13 protein-coding genes are annotated in these 16220 nt (G+C 58.9%); 10 read left to right on the forward strand and 3 right to left on the reverse strand.

Annotated elements, in window-relative coordinates:
* Positions 1 to 140: 140 nt before the first annotated feature.
* Complete coding sequence (locus OQE56_RS18320) at positions 141 to 542, forward strand: hypothetical protein (protein WP_267226266.1); 402 nt, start codon at positions 141 to 143, stop codon at positions 540 to 542.
* A 54-nt stretch (positions 543 to 596) separates the two neighbouring features.
* Here OQE56_RS18320 and OQE56_RS18325 read toward each other — a convergent pair whose 3' ends face one another.
* On the reverse strand, positions 597 to 1151 hold the full coding sequence (locus OQE56_RS18325) for a YaeQ family protein (RefSeq protein ID WP_267226267.1): 555 nt from the start codon (positions 1149 to 1151) through the stop codon (positions 597 to 599).
* A gap of 419 nt (positions 1152 to 1570) precedes the next feature.
* Between OQE56_RS18325 and OQE56_RS18330 the strand changes: the two genes are divergently transcribed.
* Together OQE56_RS18330 and OQE56_RS18335 are read left to right on the forward strand one after the other, a co-directional pair.
* The gene (locus tag OQE56_RS18330) at positions 1571 to 1753 is read left to right on the forward strand and encodes a hypothetical protein (protein ID WP_267226270.1); all 183 of its coding nucleotides are present in this window, start codon (positions 1571 to 1573) and stop codon (positions 1751 to 1753) included.
* Positions 1754 to 3191: 1438 nt separating this feature from the next.
* Positions 3192 to 3839, forward strand: coding sequence for an FG-GAP repeat domain-containing protein (locus OQE56_RS18335; RefSeq protein WP_267226377.1), 648 nt, complete (start codon positions 3192 to 3194; stop codon positions 3837 to 3839).
* Positions 3840 to 4096: 257 nt separating this feature from the next.
* Here the strand turns inward: OQE56_RS18335 and OQE56_RS18340 are convergent, their stop codons facing one another.
* On the reverse strand, positions 4097 to 7339 hold the full coding sequence (locus OQE56_RS18340) for a protease pro-enzyme activation domain-containing protein (RefSeq protein WP_267226272.1): 3243 nt from the start codon (positions 7337 to 7339) through the stop codon (positions 4097 to 4099).
* A gap of 380 nt (positions 7340 to 7719) precedes the next feature.
* Between OQE56_RS18340 and OQE56_RS18345 the strand changes: the two genes are divergently transcribed.
* Positions 7720 to 9174 carry a sensor histidine kinase gene (locus OQE56_RS18345; RefSeq protein ID WP_267226274.1) on the forward strand — a complete coding sequence of 485 codons (1455 nt, stop codon included), beginning with the start codon at positions 7720 to 7722 and terminating at the stop codon, positions 9172 to 9174.
* A 16-nt stretch (positions 9175 to 9190) separates the two neighbouring features.
* Here the strand turns inward: OQE56_RS18345 and OQE56_RS18350 are convergent, their stop codons facing one another.
* Positions 9191 to 9916: a response regulator transcription factor gene (locus OQE56_RS18350; protein WP_267226275.1), complete on the reverse strand. Its 726-nt coding sequence runs from the start codon at positions 9914 to 9916 to the stop codon at positions 9191 to 9193.
* Positions 9917 to 10484: 568 nt separating this feature from the next.
* Between OQE56_RS18350 and OQE56_RS18355 the strand changes: the two genes are divergently transcribed.
* The 6 genes from OQE56_RS18355 to rffA are packed head-to-tail and all read left to right on the forward strand — an operon-like array spanning position 10485 to position 16074.
* Positions 10485 to 11465, forward strand: a complete 981-nt coding sequence (locus OQE56_RS18355; protein WP_267226277.1) for a glycosyltransferase family 2 protein — start codon at positions 10485 to 10487, stop codon at positions 11463 to 11465.
* A 19-nt stretch (positions 11466 to 11484) separates the two neighbouring features.
* A complete protein-coding gene (locus OQE56_RS18360) occupies positions 11485 to 12225 on the forward strand; it encodes a class I SAM-dependent methyltransferase (RefSeq protein ID WP_267226279.1) in 741 nt (246 codons plus the stop codon).
* Positions 12216 to 13865, forward strand: coding sequence for an HAD-IA family hydrolase (locus OQE56_RS18365; RefSeq protein WP_267226282.1), 1650 nt, complete (start codon positions 12216 to 12218; stop codon positions 13863 to 13865). Before OQE56_RS18360 ends, OQE56_RS18365 begins: the two co-directional genes overlap by 10 nt.
* An 8-nt stretch (positions 13866 to 13873) precedes the next feature.
* Complete coding sequence (locus tag OQE56_RS18370; protein WP_267226283.1) at positions 13874 to 14566, forward strand: WbqC family protein; 693 nt, start codon at positions 13874 to 13876, stop codon at positions 14564 to 14566.
* 1 nt (position 14567) lies between these two features.
* A complete protein-coding gene (locus OQE56_RS18375; protein ID WP_267226285.1) occupies positions 14568 to 14930 on the forward strand; it encodes an EamA family transporter in 363 nt (120 codons plus the stop codon).
* Positions 14931 to 14937: 7 nt separating this feature from the next.
* Positions 14938 to 16074 carry a dTDP-4-amino-4,6-dideoxygalactose transaminase gene (rffA, locus tag OQE56_RS18380; protein WP_267226286.1) on the forward strand — a complete coding sequence of 379 codons (1137 nt, stop codon included), beginning with the start codon at positions 14938 to 14940 and terminating at the stop codon, positions 16072 to 16074.
* Positions 16075 to 16220: the final 146 nt, after the last annotated feature.

Here is a 16220-nt window from a genome sequence, read left to right on the forward strand (position 1 = left end):
GACTAGCTCATCATGGCCCGGCACCGCCTAAGCGGTGCAGCAACGAGAGGCCGGATATACGTGTGCAGTCGACACGGACGCCAGAGCTAGGGGATGCTTGGCAAAGGGGAGGAGTCCATATACGGACCTAAGGAGATGGGATGAACGAGGAAGCGTCGAAACTTGTCGTTGAGCTTGCAAAGCAGGCCATAGGGACAGTTCGCGTGACATCGCCGGACTGGATCGATGTCTTTATACGGTTCAACGCCGATGACGCCCAGTGCGGCTGGAAGGGCTCCTACGTGAACCCGACCGGCGTTCATATCTTTGATGTGCTGCGTCTAAGCAATGAAAGTGAGCGCATTCGAAGCCTTGGATTGTCGCTTAGGGACTCGCTGACCAAGGACGGAAGGAAGTTCGTCGTCTGCCTCGTACGGGCCAATTCCAACTTCCAGTATCAAATCGATTTTGAATGGCACGACGAGACCAAGTGGAACATCACTAAGCTTGGTGGGCGCTCGGGTCTTCCTGAGGGCTTGGAGTCACTGCCACCATTAGCATGAGATGTCCGCTTCCGACCCACGGCGGACTTTTCAAAACGGGGCAGGGGCACTTTCTCAAGCGACAGCGTACTCACCCTTGCGGATAGCCGGACGGATCGGCAGCGTGAGGTCGCCGGCGATGAGCTGCAGTTCGCCGTCCTGGATCAGGCATTGCAGGCGCATGCTGCGCTCGCACAGGGCAGCCAGTTGCTTTATGTCGGCGTGGTCGATGGCGAGCACGCTGAGGTTGTCGTGGCGGGTGAGCGTGCTGGCGATCTTGCTCCACCAGACGTCGACGGCATGGCCGCCATAGGCCAGCACCACGACGTGCCGCGACTGGTTGCAGGCTTTGCGCAAGCGTGTTTCATCAGGCAGGCCGACGTCGATCCACAGCTCGATCTCGTCGGTATAGGCCTTGCGCCACAGGGCCGGTTCGTCGGTGTCGCTGAGCCCCTTGCCGAACTCCAGCCGTTCGTCGGCATACAGCGTGAACGCGAGCAGGCGCGCCATCAATCGCTCCTCGGTTTCCGACGGATGCCGGGCGAGGGTCAATGCGTGGGTGGCGTAGTAGTGCCGGTCCATGTCGCTGATCGACAGTTCGGCCTTGTGAATGGTGGCGGTGAGGGCCATGGGGCACTTGAGTGGGCGTAAAGCGACCATTTTACGCGGCTTTGCCCCGGGGGGGGCGGAAAGACACCCGGGGCCATGCTTGGGCCGCCCGTCTTGCGGCCATGCCAGGAGGTTGGCCGTAGTCGTCCATCGAATGCAGAGTCGGGCTCACGCCGTTGTCTGTGTCGCCAAATCTGCCCGCTGTTCCGATCAACCCGCCAGCGTGGGATAACGAGCTAGCATTGGTCCGCTTTCGACCCGGAGCGGACGTTTCGGTATTGGTGGATTTGTCCAAAGTAAGGGCATGGGGGAAACATGATCGGCACCACATCGCTATGAATACTTGTCCGCACTGTGGGGCTCGCGCGAGCGCGATTCGCCTACTCTCAGCTACGAGGAGGTGGCCTTACCGGTGCAGTGGCTGCGGAAAGCAGTCGCGCTTGCTTGCGGAACAAAACACGCTTGCCGCGTTGGTCGTTGTCGCTGGCGTGATTGTATGTGCCTCAGTCATTTATCCAACCTGGGGCTTTGCAGTTGCGCTCGCTGCTTTTTTGGCTGTGTACGCTGTCCTCGGCATCGTTATGTTGTTCTATATGCGTCTTGAAAAGTTGCCGCTGACGTAGCCGGTGAAAGAGCGTAGATATCGTTAGCGGCGCAAAATTGAAACGTCCGCTTCCGACCCAGAGTGGATATCGAGAGATGTGTGGTTCAGCCAACCAAGCGAAGGGGCAAAAATGTCGAAATCATTTGTGCAATCGAGATTTATGACATGGGCCTGCCGTTCGCTCATTGGAAATATTGTTCTGTCTGAGCTGGCTTTTGGCTTGACTCTAATTGCCCTGTTCGGGGCGCAGGCGTACTCGAACGGCGACCTCACGATTAGATTCGGAATCTTGATCGTCGTAGTGAGCATAACGGCCGGCTTTCTGGGAGGAGTCATGCTCTGGTTCGGCCTAGCGCGTCCACTGCTGGCCAAACGAAGTGATGGGCGTGATCACTAACGGATCTGTGAAAGGTCCGCTTCCAACCCAGAGCGGACGCTCTTGTTGCCGGCTCTTAAGCCAGAATACCGGGCCGAATGACTCGCTTGCCAAACGTTCTGAGGGGAGAGAGCGACGATGAAGTGGACACCGCTCAATAGGGGGCTAGCTGTATTCGGGTTCTTCTTCTTTTCGTTTGCCGTCGTTATCAACGCTACGCCGAACAATTGGATAAATCTTTACAGACTTAGCAAGCAGGGTGTTCCCGTTCGCGCAACTGTCACGGCAATCCACCCGGAAAAGCATCGTGCTTGCGACTTTTCGTACGAAGTTGGTGGTCGCGTATACAGTCACTCGGAATCGTGCCATTTGGAGATTGGTGAAGAATCCGTGCTGAGCTACTTACCACCCACGCCATCGGTCGCAATTGGTCGGTCGGCGAACGACGAGCTAAAAGCGGCGGTGCTTGTCCCCCTTGGCATGTCCCTGGCATTTGCGATTTTTGCCGCCCTTGGTACGTGGTTGATGGGTCGGCATCGGGCGAGACACACTTGATGAAGCGTTCGCTTCCGACCCACGGCGGACACTGGGAAAATTGGCCACGAAGGAGGCGTAGTGGTTAAGGCAACCGAGGCACAGTCCCGAGAGATCCGAAAGCGGCGGAACCGTTTCTTTCCAGCCTTCTTTGCGCTGGCATTTCTGTGGTTCTGCGGTTTTCAGCTGGTGGATTGGCTATGGGGCGGGCGATGGTCAGATCTCTACGGTATTTCAAGTTTTGTAGTTCTAATTGGTCTGGTGCTTTTTGTCTGCCCGAATTATTTCCGCTGTCCTGTCTGCGGGAATCACCTCTCAAGGGGAAGCTATTGGCGCAAATGCGATGTATGCGGCACGGAGTTTGATGTCTAAATCAGGTGTCCGCTTCCGACCCAAAGCAGACCGTTTCCGCTACCAGAACATCAAGCTGGACAAAGCGACAGCGAGCCAAGAATGAAGCTTCGAGTGAGTCGTTCGATCCTGATTCCACTGGTGCTATACCCTGTCATCTGGGGCGTTAGCTATCTGGTATCCGGCAGGCTGGGCGATTTTCGGCGCGGGTGACATTAACGGTGATGGAAAGGCCGACCTGCTCTGGATCAACAAGTCGACCAACCAGGTTGCCTATTGGCTGATGGACGGCACCAATCGAATCGGTTGGTACGTGACCTCTTATGCAAGTGGCTACTACCCTGCAGCTACCGGAGATTTCGACGGTGACGGTCTGGTGGACATCATGTGGACCAGTGCAAAGAACGATTTGTACGTGTGGCTTGGCAATGCAAGAAAATCCACCGGTTTCACTCCGAAATTTGTAACCAACTATCCCGCCGGGTGGTCCATCGTCGGACGCGGAGACATTGACGGCGATGGGCGAGATGACCTCATCTGGATGCAGAGCTCTGGTACGAGCTGGGGCTACTGGCTGATGAACGGTGCGACCATTAAAAGCACGACTATCGACGCCGTATCAGCGGGGGAGACTCTTGCGGCCGTCGGCGATTTTTCGGGTCGCGGCTTTGCCGATCTCGTTTGGAACAACAACGGGGTAAGCCTGGATGTGTGGACAAATACCAGCGGGCTTCAAGGGACGCAGCTGAACATCAGCTTTAGCCGCGGGGGGGTGTTTCCAGGCGTCGATGCCAGCATGCCGGTGTTCAACAGCGGCATACCTCCTGCAACGGTTACTCATTGATGCTGAGTTGAAGGATCGTTCGAACAGTCCGCTCCCAACCGGGAGCGGACTTTTTACTTCCGGGGTTGGCGCTGGGGTGAAACCCGGGTCGGAGAGCACTTTTCCCATGTCCGCTTTCGACTGCGGATTCAGCCGGTCGTTGCAACAGATCGTTTAGTGCTCAAGACAATACTTGCTGCCTCAAATGAAAAGGCCGGACCCTGGGGCCCGGCCTTTTCGTTCGTCACATACCACTCAACAGTCGATGCGCAATGGCATCAGTGCGTCGGTGTGTAGCCCGCCGTGGCTGCACCCTGCAGGAGCGTGGGCTGCACTTTGGCACCAGCCGGGATGGCCAGCGGCACGCCGTTGGGGTCGGTCACGCGATAGGACTGGAAGCCGTTACCGTTGCTTCGCCATTCCCACACGTCACCCGCAGTTCCAACCCACAGGATGTCGGCGAGGCCATCGCCGTCGTAGTCGGCGATCGATGCCATCGAGTAGCCCGGGGTGACATTCCACACGTTCTGGCTGACCACAGAGAATCCGTTCATGACCCACCAGCTCATCTGGTGCGAGGTCTGGTTGATCCAGATCAGATCGGTCTTGCCGTCGCCATTGACGTCACCCGCTCCGTACAGCACAAAGCCCGGTGGGTGGTCGGCAATCGCGCGGCGAACGAAGTCGCCGGCCTGATTGTTGATCCACACATAGACGTTGTTGTTGTTCGGATTGGTCCAGACGATATCGGCGTAACCGTCACCGTTGACGTCCGCAATCGTCGGAACCCAACCCGACGCTGCCGCGAGCGGCGTCATCAGCGGTTCCACGGCGAAGTGGTACTGGCGGCCGCCAAGTTTGAAGAACAACGACAGGTCGAGCTGCCACCAACCGATCTGGCCGGTGCTGTCGTTACGCCAGAGGGGCTCGTCCTTGCCGATGCCATCGAAATCGCCGGCACCCACCAGGGTCCAACCTGGCGAATACACGCTGCCGACCTGATGGTAGATGTAACCGTTCTGGCCACCATTACCCTGCGAAAGCCACACGTACAGCAGATTGTCCGGCCCCGTCCAGGCCAGGCTGGCCGTGTTGAATCCCGCAGCCATCCACCCTGGCGACGTGTCGTTCATTTCCCAGTGCTGATAGAAGGCACCGATGGCGCCGATGGTGTAACCCTTTGCAATCGACTGCGAGTGCACCTGCATCGCGGTACTACCCTTCATGGCGATGTCGGTGAAAATGCCCTTCACCGGATCGACCAGTGCGATGTCGCTGTAGCCATCGGCACCAAACCCATAGGGGTTGAGGAAATCGCCGGGCGATGCGTAGCCGCGCTGATGAGGCGTGTCGTAAGCCACCACGGCCTTCACCAGATTGGCGGCATTGATCGTGCCCAGGCCGGTTGCGTAGTCGTAACCTGCATTGGTCAGCCATGCCGGTGCCAGCGTGGTATCGCCGCCGTGACTGACGACACCGAAGTGGTTGCCAGCCGCGCCGCTATAGCAGCTGGAGGTGCCTGCGTAGCAAGGTTCGTCGATATCGCCCTGGGTCACGTCGTAGAACACGCAGTCGCTGCCGACGGCGCTGCCATTGGACGAGTTACAGGCGTTGAGGCCAGCCTGGTTCGGCGAGGCATTGGTGCCGTATTCCTTCTCCGCAATCCCGTAGAACATCGGAGCGATGTTGCCGTGGGACTGGCCAGCCGCCTGGTTGATCAGCGCCTGGATGCCTGCCATGGCGGGCGCGGCAAATGAGGTGCCACCGGCGGAGTTGAAGAGGACGTTGTCCGGGTTGCTGTAGTCACAAGCGGTGCCGCCTGCCGCCGGGTCGGACATGCAGAACACCAGCGCATGACCATACAGGCCATTGGCCGCAAACAACGCTACGTCCGGCACCATGCGCGTATTGTTCTGCGAGGAGCCGTAGATGCCCGCCTGCCAGCTGGGCTGCGACCACATCACGCTAGGGCCGCCACTGCCGCCTCCCGTGTTCAAGAAGCGCTGTGCGGCTGCGTTATTGCATGCGGTGACGCCATCGCTGAGCTTGAGGATCGCGTCCAGCTTGCTGCTGGCGCACGAGTCGTTCCAGGTCTGTTCCGGAATGTAACCGAAGGCCGATTGCCCGTAAGGCAGATTGGTATCGGTCCAGTATTGGGACGTCTGGTGGTAGTCATCGAAATCCGTGCCACCCACCGCCACGTTGAAGGGCGTGGATGCCATGGTGTTGACGTTGATGCCGAACTGCGCGGCACGCTGGTTCTGGTCACACCCTGCCGAACCGGCATCGCCCGATGCAACGTAAACGGTGACACCCTGTGCGGCCGCCTGCTGCCAGATCAAGCCCGCTTCGCTGGTCACGTCCGTGATGCTGAGAATTTCGCACTCGCCATAGCTGAGGCTGAATACGGCCGGCGGTGGTGCCGCGGTGTTGTTGAGCAGATTCAATGCGGCCGTGAACGCACCAAAGGTCGGGCTGTTACTGTCATCGCAGGAGGCAAACACGATGGTGGCGTCGGGTGCCGCAGCACCAATCCATTCGGCGTCCAGCGCTGCCTCGCCCTCGTCGCCATTGGTTCCCGGGTCCGGACAGCTGGTGTCACCGGTGAACGCAATGGGATTGACGTAATTGACCGCACCTGTGGCATTGGCAGGCAGGAAGGCCTGGCGGAACGTTGCAATATCGGCAGGGAGTACGTCGGTGCGCTCCAGCACAGCGACGGTCTGTCCCGCGCCGCGAATTGGCGTGGACTGACTCCACAACGGCGCGACGTTGTAGATCGTGTTGAAGTCTGCCGGAACGACATCGTAGGTCGCCTTCGGATCGACCGTGCCTGGTGGGACGGTGAACTCCGGGCTGCTGGCCACTTGCGACCACTTGCCGGTCTTCTTGTTCTTATTGACGACACCGACGTTGTGGTACAGCGGCTTCGGGAAGAAGTTGTCCAGTCGGGCGACGCCCGCCACCACGGGAGAGAGTGCTTCGGGAATACTCATGTCGCTGACGTTGGCGAAATGGTTTTCACCGTTGAGCGTGAAGCTATGCAGCTGGGTATGGAACGCCCGGCTGACGGCCCCCGACGTGCCGGAGAAACGAATCATGACGCCCGACGGCATCACCTTGTCGACCTTCAGGCCCTGGGATGCCAGCCAGTTGGTGACTTGCTTGATGTCCGATGCCTCCGGACCAAACATGGTTCCGATCTGGCTCGCCGTGAGCCACTTGTGATAGTTCGGCGAGCTTGGGTTGTTGAGCTGATTGACGTAGGCGTCGAAGCGCGACTGCTTGTCGGGGCCGCGCTTCAACAGCAGCGTCATGTTGTGAATCGCCTTGCCATCGGCCAAGGCGCCCTTGTCTGTGGCCTTGGTGGTTCTGGGCGAGCGGCTGCCTGGCACTGTGCTCAGTTGCGCGTTGTCGACCGTCTTGGTGATGCGTGGGGCATCCGGCTTGCTGCTGGGCGACATCGCCGCCTGCGCCGATGCCGCCTGTGAAACCAGACTTCCCCCCAGTGCGAATGCCATGGCTACCGCCCATGGCCCCGCGCTTGTGTATCGATATCGGGTTTGCATATCCCCTCCCTTAACTAACGGAAAAAAATGCCCGTGCCAGGTCACGCAAAGTGACCCGACATCCACGCGCTTTAACGATCTACGGTCGATCCCCCCGCCACATGGAGATGTCATGGCGATGACATTCCAGGCCGCCTTCGCAACCTAGGCGAACAGACTGTTCACCGTCACGCACGACAATTCATCTCGACTCGCCAAATCTCACCGATCAATATGGGCGGCCCGGCCCGTTCCGGGGATCAAGCGAATGGGCCATCATGAAAGATGGCTGTCGATGGACTGACGCGCTGCAACAAGATCGCAACCGCACATCCAGACGACCGAGACGCCTCATGTGGCAACGCCTGAACACGTGGCTCAATGACCTGCCCATCACCGACCCGGTCGACCGCCGAAATGCGGTCTTCATGCAGCTGTTGCTTGCCTTCCAGGGCTTGCGCACGCCACTGATCAAGATCTACCTGCTGGCGTCCGAGTGGACCTACATGACGGATTCGTTCTTCGCGAACACCGCCTCTGGCGCCGCCGTCTCGATCACCATCGACCTCTTCACCGACCTGGTCATCACCGTTGCCGCATGGGTGAGTTTCTACTGGATCCGGAAAGGACGATTCCGCCGGGCGGTAAAGCAGTTTCTCGCTGCGCAGATGCTGTCCGGGCTGCTGGCATATGCCACGTTCGGCTTCAAGGTGATCCCTGGCGAAGCCATTCTCATCATCTCGCTCGCGCTCGGTGGCCTGATGCTTGGGCGGCGCGCGCTATGGATCATCTATGTCTCGATCTTGCTGATCTTGGCCTCGGGCATGACCAGCGATTACCTGCACATGCCGGCGGCATCGCGCAGTGTCTTCGCCGCTTACAACAACTTGCTGTTCCACACCTTCAGCTACGCGCTTATCACGATCATACTGGATCGAAGCAGTGGCGCCCTGCGCGACGCGCTGGCCGATTCGGACCGGCACCGGCGTTTGCTCCAGATTGAAATGGCCGAGCGGGAAAGGACGCAGGAGCAGTTGCTGCACTCGCAAAAGATGGATGCCATCGGACGATTGGCGCAGGGCGTTGCGCACGACTTCAACAACGTCTTGTCCGTCATTCTTGGTTTCGCGAGAGAGCGCCATTGCCTGGACGAACCCGATACGCGCCCGGGGGACGAAGTCCGGCAGCTGTCGCGAGCCTTGCTGGGCGTGGAGACGGCGGCCAAGCAGGCGGAATCGATCAGCCGAAAACTGCTCAATTTCAGCCGCCGCGACATGTCGCAAATCCAGACGATTGATGCCGGGCAGGCGGTGGGAGACATGCAGCCGTTGCTCCGCCAACTGTTTCCATCAAATGTTCAGCTGGAAGTTCATGTGCCGGATGAAGCGATGTACATCGACATCGATGCCAGTCAATTCGCGCTGGCGATCTTGAATGTCGCGTCCAACGCTCGCGATGCCATGCCGTCCGGTGGCACGTTCAGCGCCAGGGTGTCGCGCGCCAACACTGAGCTTGTCGAAATCGTGCTCTCCGACAATGGCGTGGGTATGTCGGAGGAGACACGCTCGATGATCTTCGAGCCTTACTTCACCACCAAGCCCATGGATCGGGGTACCGGCGTTGGACTGACGGTGGTCTATAACCTGATTCGCGGCGCAGGCGGCGATATCATGGTGGACAGCGAGGTAGGGCAGGGCACTGCGTTCCGCATCACGCTACCTATCGCGAGAAGGCCGGATGGCCTCAGATTGGCGCTCGCTGACGCAGACAGGGAAACGGCGCGACTCGGGCTTGCGATGCCGGGTTGAACGCCGCCCGGCGACGTCAGATTTGCACCAGCACGTAGCCCTCACCGTGAACTGCGCTCAGCGGGAGCGGTATGCCGAGAAGCTGCTGTACTTTTTTGCGCAGCCGGTGGATGAGCGAATCGAGGCGGTGAGGGTCGAAATCGTAGATGTTCGATGTGAGAACTTCGATAAGCTCCTCGCGGGATGTCACGTCATTGGACTTCTCGAAAAGCTTTGCGAGGATCCGGCCTTCCGTTTTCGTCAGCGCCACCACACCGCCGGTCGGCGAGAGCAGGCACCAGCCACCGGCATCAAGCCGCCAGCGTCCCTGGGGTGCCGGCGCTGCGGTCCGAAGCCGACGGACGAGGCTATAGAGAGTGGCTGCCAGCAGATCGACGTCTATCGGCTTCGTCAAATAGGTATCAGCACCTTCGTTGAGCCCGCGAATGCGATCGGCCGTGGCGTTGCGCCCGGTCAGCATGACGATGCCCACGTCGCTCATCTGCGCTCGTAAGCGCCGCGCAAGCTCGAAGCCGTCCGCATCCGGCAGGCCCACATCGAGCACCACGACTTCCGGGCGCCGCGACGGGATCAGGGCGTCGAGCGCAGCCGCACTTCCCACGGCGGATACGTCGAAACCAAAGCGTCGCAACTGCGGCACCAATACGTCGTCCCGCAGCACCTGGTCATCTTCCACTAACAGAACGTGCAACGGCGCCCCCTCCTGGCGCTCCGTCGGCTGATTCGCAATGGTGTCACTCATTCTGTGCCGTTCACGCCATCAAGTTCGTCATGTCGAAGAGTCGCCGATCCGAACTGGCTATACCGTCTCATCAAGGTTATTCGACCCCCAGGCAGAGCGATAACGCCAGGGGTGAAACCGCGATGGCGGCTGTGATCCGAACAGTTACGCTATCACAACATCTCGGATCAGGTTCTGGAGAGACCTGTTCAAAGGCCTGGGCAAAATGGGTGTATGTGGCTCATAGAGCTTGACTGGACCTCTGACGCCAGGTAGGTCCGCTTTCGACCTGAAGCGAACATCAGCACCGCCCTTCGGCGCGGAAGCGAAACGTGGCGGCACCAGACATTGGGGGCGTCTATGTTGGACCGGCGCCGCGCGACTGATCGCCAGCCAGGTGCCCGAAGGGACGTGATCGCGGTGGGCAATTCTTTATCGGAGCGAGGCGACAGTTCACAGGAGTTATGGAAGCAGCCGCGCTGACACGGCATACTTCTTGCGCTGGACCATTTTGGAGTACTAAGCGCGGCCTTGCGCCATGTCGCAAGCCTACGGGGGCTTAGGGCACTATTTCTAGGGATGACAAGCCGTGCAAGCAGCTTCCGGTCTTGGTGATCACACATCGCGCGCGCCTGCGGCGCGTACCTGTGCGCTGAGCATAGTAACCACCCTGTATCGATCCCAGGCTTATCTGGAGCGCTTCATCGCCGCGTGTGCTGAGGCCGCGCAGGCAGTAGGAGTGGACGGTGATTACGAAATCGTCTGTGTCGACGACGGCTCGCCGGATAACTCGGTCGAGGTTCTGAGGTCACTTCGCGAGGTTTATCCACAGATTCGCATCGTTGAGCTGTCGAGAAACTTTGGCCATCACCACGCTGCCGTTGCAGGCCTGCAATGTGCACTGGGCCACAGGGTTTTCCTCATCGACTGCGACCTGGAGGTCGATCCGCGCGAACTGGTGACGTTCTGGAAAACGCTTGAGGAACAGAACGCCGACGTGGTGTACGGGTATCAGGAGATGCGAAAGGGCGGGCTCGTTGAGCGTCTGGCTGGCGGATTGTTCTGGCGCATCTTCAACATGCTGAGTGATACGCACGTTCCCGAAAACGTCATTACCGAGCGGCTGATGACGAGCCGCTATGTCGACGCTTTGACGTCCCTGGGGGACAAGCATCTATTTCTGGCAGGCATGATGTACTGGGCAGGGTTCGTCCAGATCGGCCTCCCGGTCGCCAAGGGGCAGCGGGCCGGTGCATCGTCCTACACGCTGCGCAAGCGCCTCTCCTTGCTCGTTCGTGCGATCACCTCCTTTTCGGCGGTGCCTCTTTATGTGTGCATCTGGATCGGTGTCGCCGCGCTTGGCATGGCGTCGGTCAATGCTGGCTACGTTGTCGTGCGCAAGCTGATTCATCCTGCATCGACACTGACGGGTTTCCCGACGATTGTTGCGTTGCTGACCGCCATGTTTGGCTTTCTGATGCTTGGACTAGGCATCGTGGGCCTCTATGTGGCCCGCATTTTCGTGCAGACACAGGGGCGACCCTTGTTCATTATCAAAAATATCGAGTAGTTCTCGGGGAAACTTTTTTATGTCCATTGAGCAAGATCGCGACGCGTACATCCCCGGCTTTGCCTATTACGACGACAACATTGCCCTGCTGCGCGCAACGCTGGAGCAATTGCTTCGTCGTACCGGGCATCTTGATTCAATGCGAATGCTCAGCCTTGGCGTGGGGCATCGCTATGTCGTCAAGGGTCTTATCGACTCCCTTGGTGCTCGTCTGAAGCGCCATGTGATCGTCGAGGGATCTCCGGACATCATCGAGCTATTCAATAGCGAAATCGCGCCCCCCGCCCATGTTGAGCTGGTGCACTCCTACTTTGAGGAGTTCACGACGCCGGAGCGATTCGACGTTATCGAGATGGGCTTCATTCTCGAGCACGTTGATGATCCGGCGTTTGTTCTTCGCCGGTTTCGCGAGTTCCTCGCGCCGGAAGGGCGCATGATGATTGCGGTGCCGAATGCCCATTCGTTGCATCGTTTGATCGGCTACAGCGCGGGCCTGATGAAGGACCTTCATACACTGAGCGAGGCCGATATTGCACTTGGTCATCGCCGCTACTTCGATCCTGCTCAGCTGGACGAGTTGCTGCAAAGTTGCGGTCTCGAAGTGGTCGGGCGTGCGGGCTTGATGCTGAAGCCATTGACGACGTCGCAGCTGAAGTCCTTGAGCCTGGATGAGCGCGTACTTTCGGCTATGAATGAAGTTGGGTATGCACTTCCTGAAATCTGCAACGGCATCTTCGTCGAAGTGCGCAAATGCGACTGAACGTGCTTCTGGTCGCCGGCGGAGGCTTCCAAGGGCAGAGCTTGGTCGACGCCATCAGGCTGGGGCAGGATGTTCGCGTCATCGTCGCGGATAGTGTCGCGGATAATATCGGCAGGTTTGTCGCGGATTGCTATCGCGTGGCGCCGCCGCTTAGCGACGAGCGCTCGTTTAGAGAGTTTATAGAGGCGCTCGTGCAGGAAGAGCGCGTCGATCTGGTGCTTCCTTGCACCAATCGTGAGCTCGTGGCGCTCGCAAGTATCCGCGACAGTCTCGAGAAACTTGGCGCGCGGGTTGCAGTGTCGGAGCGTAGTTTGCTGGATATCCTCGCGGACAAACTTGCCGTGTACCAGGCGCTGCAAGCGGCCAATATTCCAGTTCAGCGCGTGGTGCCATTGACGGCCGAAGCGACGCTGCCGCTTTTCGGGAAGCCGCGTTCGGGGTGGGGCGGAATAGATACCCGGACACTGCGTACCGCCGAAGATCTGAACGCTATCAATCTGGTGGAACTTGCTTCCAGCCATTGCTGGGTTCCGTGGCTGGAGCACTTTGAGGAAGTTTCCGCAGATTTCGCCATCGGCTTCGGTAGAGAAATATCGCGCATCACTTTGCGGCGGCGGGTGCGGACGTCGGGTGGGTTCGCTGTCATCAGCGACTCGATACACGATGAATCAGTGCACGGAATCGTCAGAGAGGTCGCCGATTGGCTGGCTCACCGTGGCGGCGTCGGCATCTTCAATGTGCAGGTTCTTCGTGGCCAGGACGGCGCTCTGTACGTGTCGGATATCAATCCCAGGCATGGCACCTCGAGCGGGCACGCTGCAGCTGAGGGCAATCATCTCGTTGCCTTTCTTATGCAAGGAAAGCAGCCGGAATATATTCGCCCCGTCCGAACGGTAAGGGAGCTTGGCATGCGTGCCATCCCCCTTCCCGAAGGGACGGCCTGGGCCGGCGTCGTGTTTGATCTGGATGACACGCTGATTGACCACAAGCGTTGGATGATGGACAGACTGCGTCTGGCCAGCGTCGCCATGGCGTCGATAGTCGACGCCGGTAGCTTGCTCCGGGCGGGTTACATTGCCGTCGAAGAGGGGCCGCACGATCGACTGATCGACATCATTGTTGATCGGCTTGGGATTCCGCAACACCGCGATCGCTTGCTCGAGGCCTATCGATCCGCTGTACCGGCGAGGGCCGAAGTATTTCCAGAGGTGCGCGACGTGCTGAGAGAGCTACGTCGAATGGGCATACGCATTGGCCTGCTGACGGACAATCCGCCAGCGTCGCAGCAAGCCAAATTGCGCGCGATGGATGGCATGGAGCAGATGTTTGACGCAGTAGTCTTTTCACGCGAGCACGGTGGAGAGAAACCTGGCAAGCAGGGGTTTGACGAAGTGGCATCCCGCCTTGGGCTGCCGCCATCATCGCTGTTGATGGTAGGGGACCACCCTTGGCGCGATGCCATAGGTGCGCTGGAGGCGGGCTATGCGGCTTGCATGCTGGTTTCACGCCAAGGCACACGCTTTAACGTAAATAGTGCGCTATTAGGCGAAGTCTTTTTCGACGTATCGCCACGCATTTGGTCAGACCGTGACCTCAGGGCGCTGCCCTTTATCTTTAATCACGGCAAATCAGGGTTGTAGGGGTTCGTATGCGCGTTGCGGCTATTCAGTCGAGCTACATTCCCTGGAAGGGGTATTTCGACATCATCCACGACGTGGATGCCTTCATTTTTTACGATGATTTGCAGTACACAAAGCGCGATTGGCGCAGTCGCAATAGCATCAAAACGCCTTCGGGTCTCCAGTGGCTGACCATTCCGGTGGGCGGAAGCACTGACCGGTTGATTTGCGATGTTGCGATCGAGGATTCGTCCTGGCAGCAGAATCATTGGACGCGCCTGAAGCACAGCTATGGGCGGGCACCCTACTTCAGTTACTACGCTCCCTTGCTTGAAGAAGTGTACCTGGCGCAGCGGTGGAGCAACTTGTCGGTTCTGAATCAGCAAGTCACCATGCGGATTGCTCGTGAGTGCCTGAATATCACGACGCGCTTCCTGGACTCCCGCGAGTTCGAAGCCCAGGGGCGAAAGTTGGACCGATTGGTCGATCTGGTGGTCAAGGCAGGAGCCAGTCATTACATTTCGGGGCCGTCCGCGAGGTCGTACATCGACATGGCGCCGTTCGATGCGGCGGGGATCACAGTGGAGTTCAAAGACTACGGAAACTATCCGGAGTATGAGCAGCTTCATCCGCCTTTCAGTCATCAGGTCAGCGTTTTAGACCTGTTGTTTCATGTTGGACCCAATGCGCCCTGGTATATCTGGGGCTGGCGAGGAAGTTGACATGGGTTACGTCTTTGTTGCTCTGACGATCCTGCTGACCGTATATGGGCAGCTCGTGCTTAAGTGGCAGGTCGGGCGGGCGCCGCCGCTTCCATCCGAGGCAGCACCCATGGCGATGCACCTGCTGTCGCTGTTGCTTAGGCCGTGGGTTCTGAGCGGGCTCGCTGCTGCGTTTCTCGCTTCCATGTGTTGGATGGCGGCCGTTTCGCGTTTTGAAATTAGCCGTGTGTATCCGTTCATGGCGCTTAACTTTCTGATTGTCGGCTTTGCTGCCGTGCCTCTCTTCGGTGAAACGCTGACGCTCTCAAAGATCGCCGGTTTGATCCTTGTCGTTCTTGGCCTCGTCATATCAAGTCAAAACTAGTCGACCCATGATTCCTTTCAACAAGCCCTATATGACGGGTTGTGAGCTGGACTACATCCAGCAGGCGCACGCCAATGGCCATCTTTCCGGCGATGGTCCTTTTACCCATCGCTGCCAAACGTGGCTCGAACAGACGATAGGTTGCCAAAAGGCGCTGCTCACGCATTCGTGCACCGCTGCGCTTGAGATGGCAGCGATGCTTCTGGATCTGCAGCCCGGTGACGAAGTGATTATGCCGTCGTATACGTTTGTATCGACGGCTAACGCATTCGTGCTGCGAGGCGCGGTTCCTGTATTCGTCGATATTCGTGAAGACACGCTCAATATCGACGAGGCGCGGATTGAAGCAGCTATTACGCCGCGAACGCGCGCCATATGTGTCGTGCACTATGCAGGCGTTGGCTGCGAGATGGGCGCGATCATGGCGATCGCCAACCGTCACGGTCTCTACGTTATAGAAGATGATGCCCAAGGCATCCTTTCCACCTACCGGGGTCGTCCCCTCGGAAGCTTTGGCCACCTCGCGGCGCTGAGTTTTCACGAGACCAAAAATCTCATCAGCGGGGAGGGCGGCGCTCTTCTGATCAATGACCCGCGTCTGGTCGAGCGCGCTGAGGTTCTGCGGGAGAAGGGGACTAACCGCAGCAAGTTTTTCCGCGGGCAGGTGGATAAGTACACCTGGGTGGACATTGGCTCTTCGTACTTGCCGGGCGAGATTGTGGCGGCTTTTCTGGCTGCACAGCTGGAGCAGGGCGTCGCCATCACGAAGCGGCGGCTCGATCTGTGGGCCTCGTATCACCAGTGGGCCGAGACACATGAGTCGGCGGGGCAGCTCAGGCGCCCCATCGTTCCGGCCCACTGCGTTCAGAACGCGCACATGTACTACATGCTGCTACCCGATCTGGCTGCAAGGACGGCATTTTTGAGCGAACTGCGACGACTCGAGGTCGGCGCGGTATTCCACTACGTCCCGTTGCACTCGGCGCCTGGTGGTGTCCGGTACGGAAGGGTCCATGGGTCCATGGACCATACCGACAACTTGAGCGAGCGACTCGTGAGAATGCCATTCTGGGTCGGGCTTGAAGACCATCTTGGCACCGTCTTCGACGCGGCAACGAGGGCGCTGGAGACCTGCCATGCTTGAGCGCCAGCCGTGATGCACGGAGCTCACGGCCGGTGGCGGTCAGGCGCGAGGATGATGGGCAAGTCCTTGCAAGCGCCAGATCGTCATGTTGGCTGATGACAGTGATCGCTCCGCGCCGCTGTCGCCGCGTTTCGATATGTGCCGGG

This window comes from Dyella silvae, assembly GCF_026421305.1.
In the GTDB taxonomy this organism is placed as follows: Bacteria; Pseudomonadota; Gammaproteobacteria; order Xanthomonadales; family Rhodanobacteraceae; genus Dyella; species Dyella silvae.

Bases quoted from the DNA above. Each gene is read 5' to 3' on its own strand.
- OQE56_RS18375 (WP_267226285.1), top strand. From the start codon at position 14,568: ATGGGTTACGTCTTTGTTGCTCTGACGATCCTGCTGACCGTATATGGG.
- OQE56_RS18370 (WP_267226283.1), top strand. From the start codon at position 13,874: ATGCGCGTTGCGGCTATTCAGTCGAGCTACATTCCCTGGAAGGGGTAT.
- OQE56_RS18365 (WP_267226282.1), top strand. From the start codon at position 12,216: ATGCGACTGAACGTGCTTCTGGTCGCCGGCGGAGGCTTCCAAGGGCAG.
- OQE56_RS18345 (WP_267226274.1), top strand. From the start codon at position 7,720: ATGTGGCAACGCCTGAACACGTGGCTCAATGACCTGCCCATCACCGAC.
- OQE56_RS18350 (WP_267226275.1), bottom strand. From the start codon at position 9,916: ATGAGTGACACCATTGCGAATCAGCCGACGGAGCGCCAGGAGGGGGCG.
- OQE56_RS18340 (WP_267226272.1), bottom strand. From the start codon at position 7,339: ATGGCATTCGCACTGGGGGGAAGTCTGGTTTCACAGGCGGCATCGGCG.
- OQE56_RS18360 (WP_267226279.1), top strand. From the start codon at position 11,485: ATGTCCATTGAGCAAGATCGCGACGCGTACATCCCCGGCTTTGCCTAT.
- OQE56_RS18320 (WP_267226266.1), top strand. From the start codon at position 141: ATGAACGAGGAAGCGTCGAAACTTGTCGTTGAGCTTGCAAAGCAGGCC.
- rffA (WP_267226286.1), top strand. From the start codon at position 14,938: ATGATTCCTTTCAACAAGCCCTATATGACGGGTTGTGAGCTGGACTAC.
- OQE56_RS18325 (WP_267226267.1), bottom strand. From the start codon at position 1,151: ATGGCCCTCACCGCCACCATTCACAAGGCCGAACTGTCGATCAGCGAC.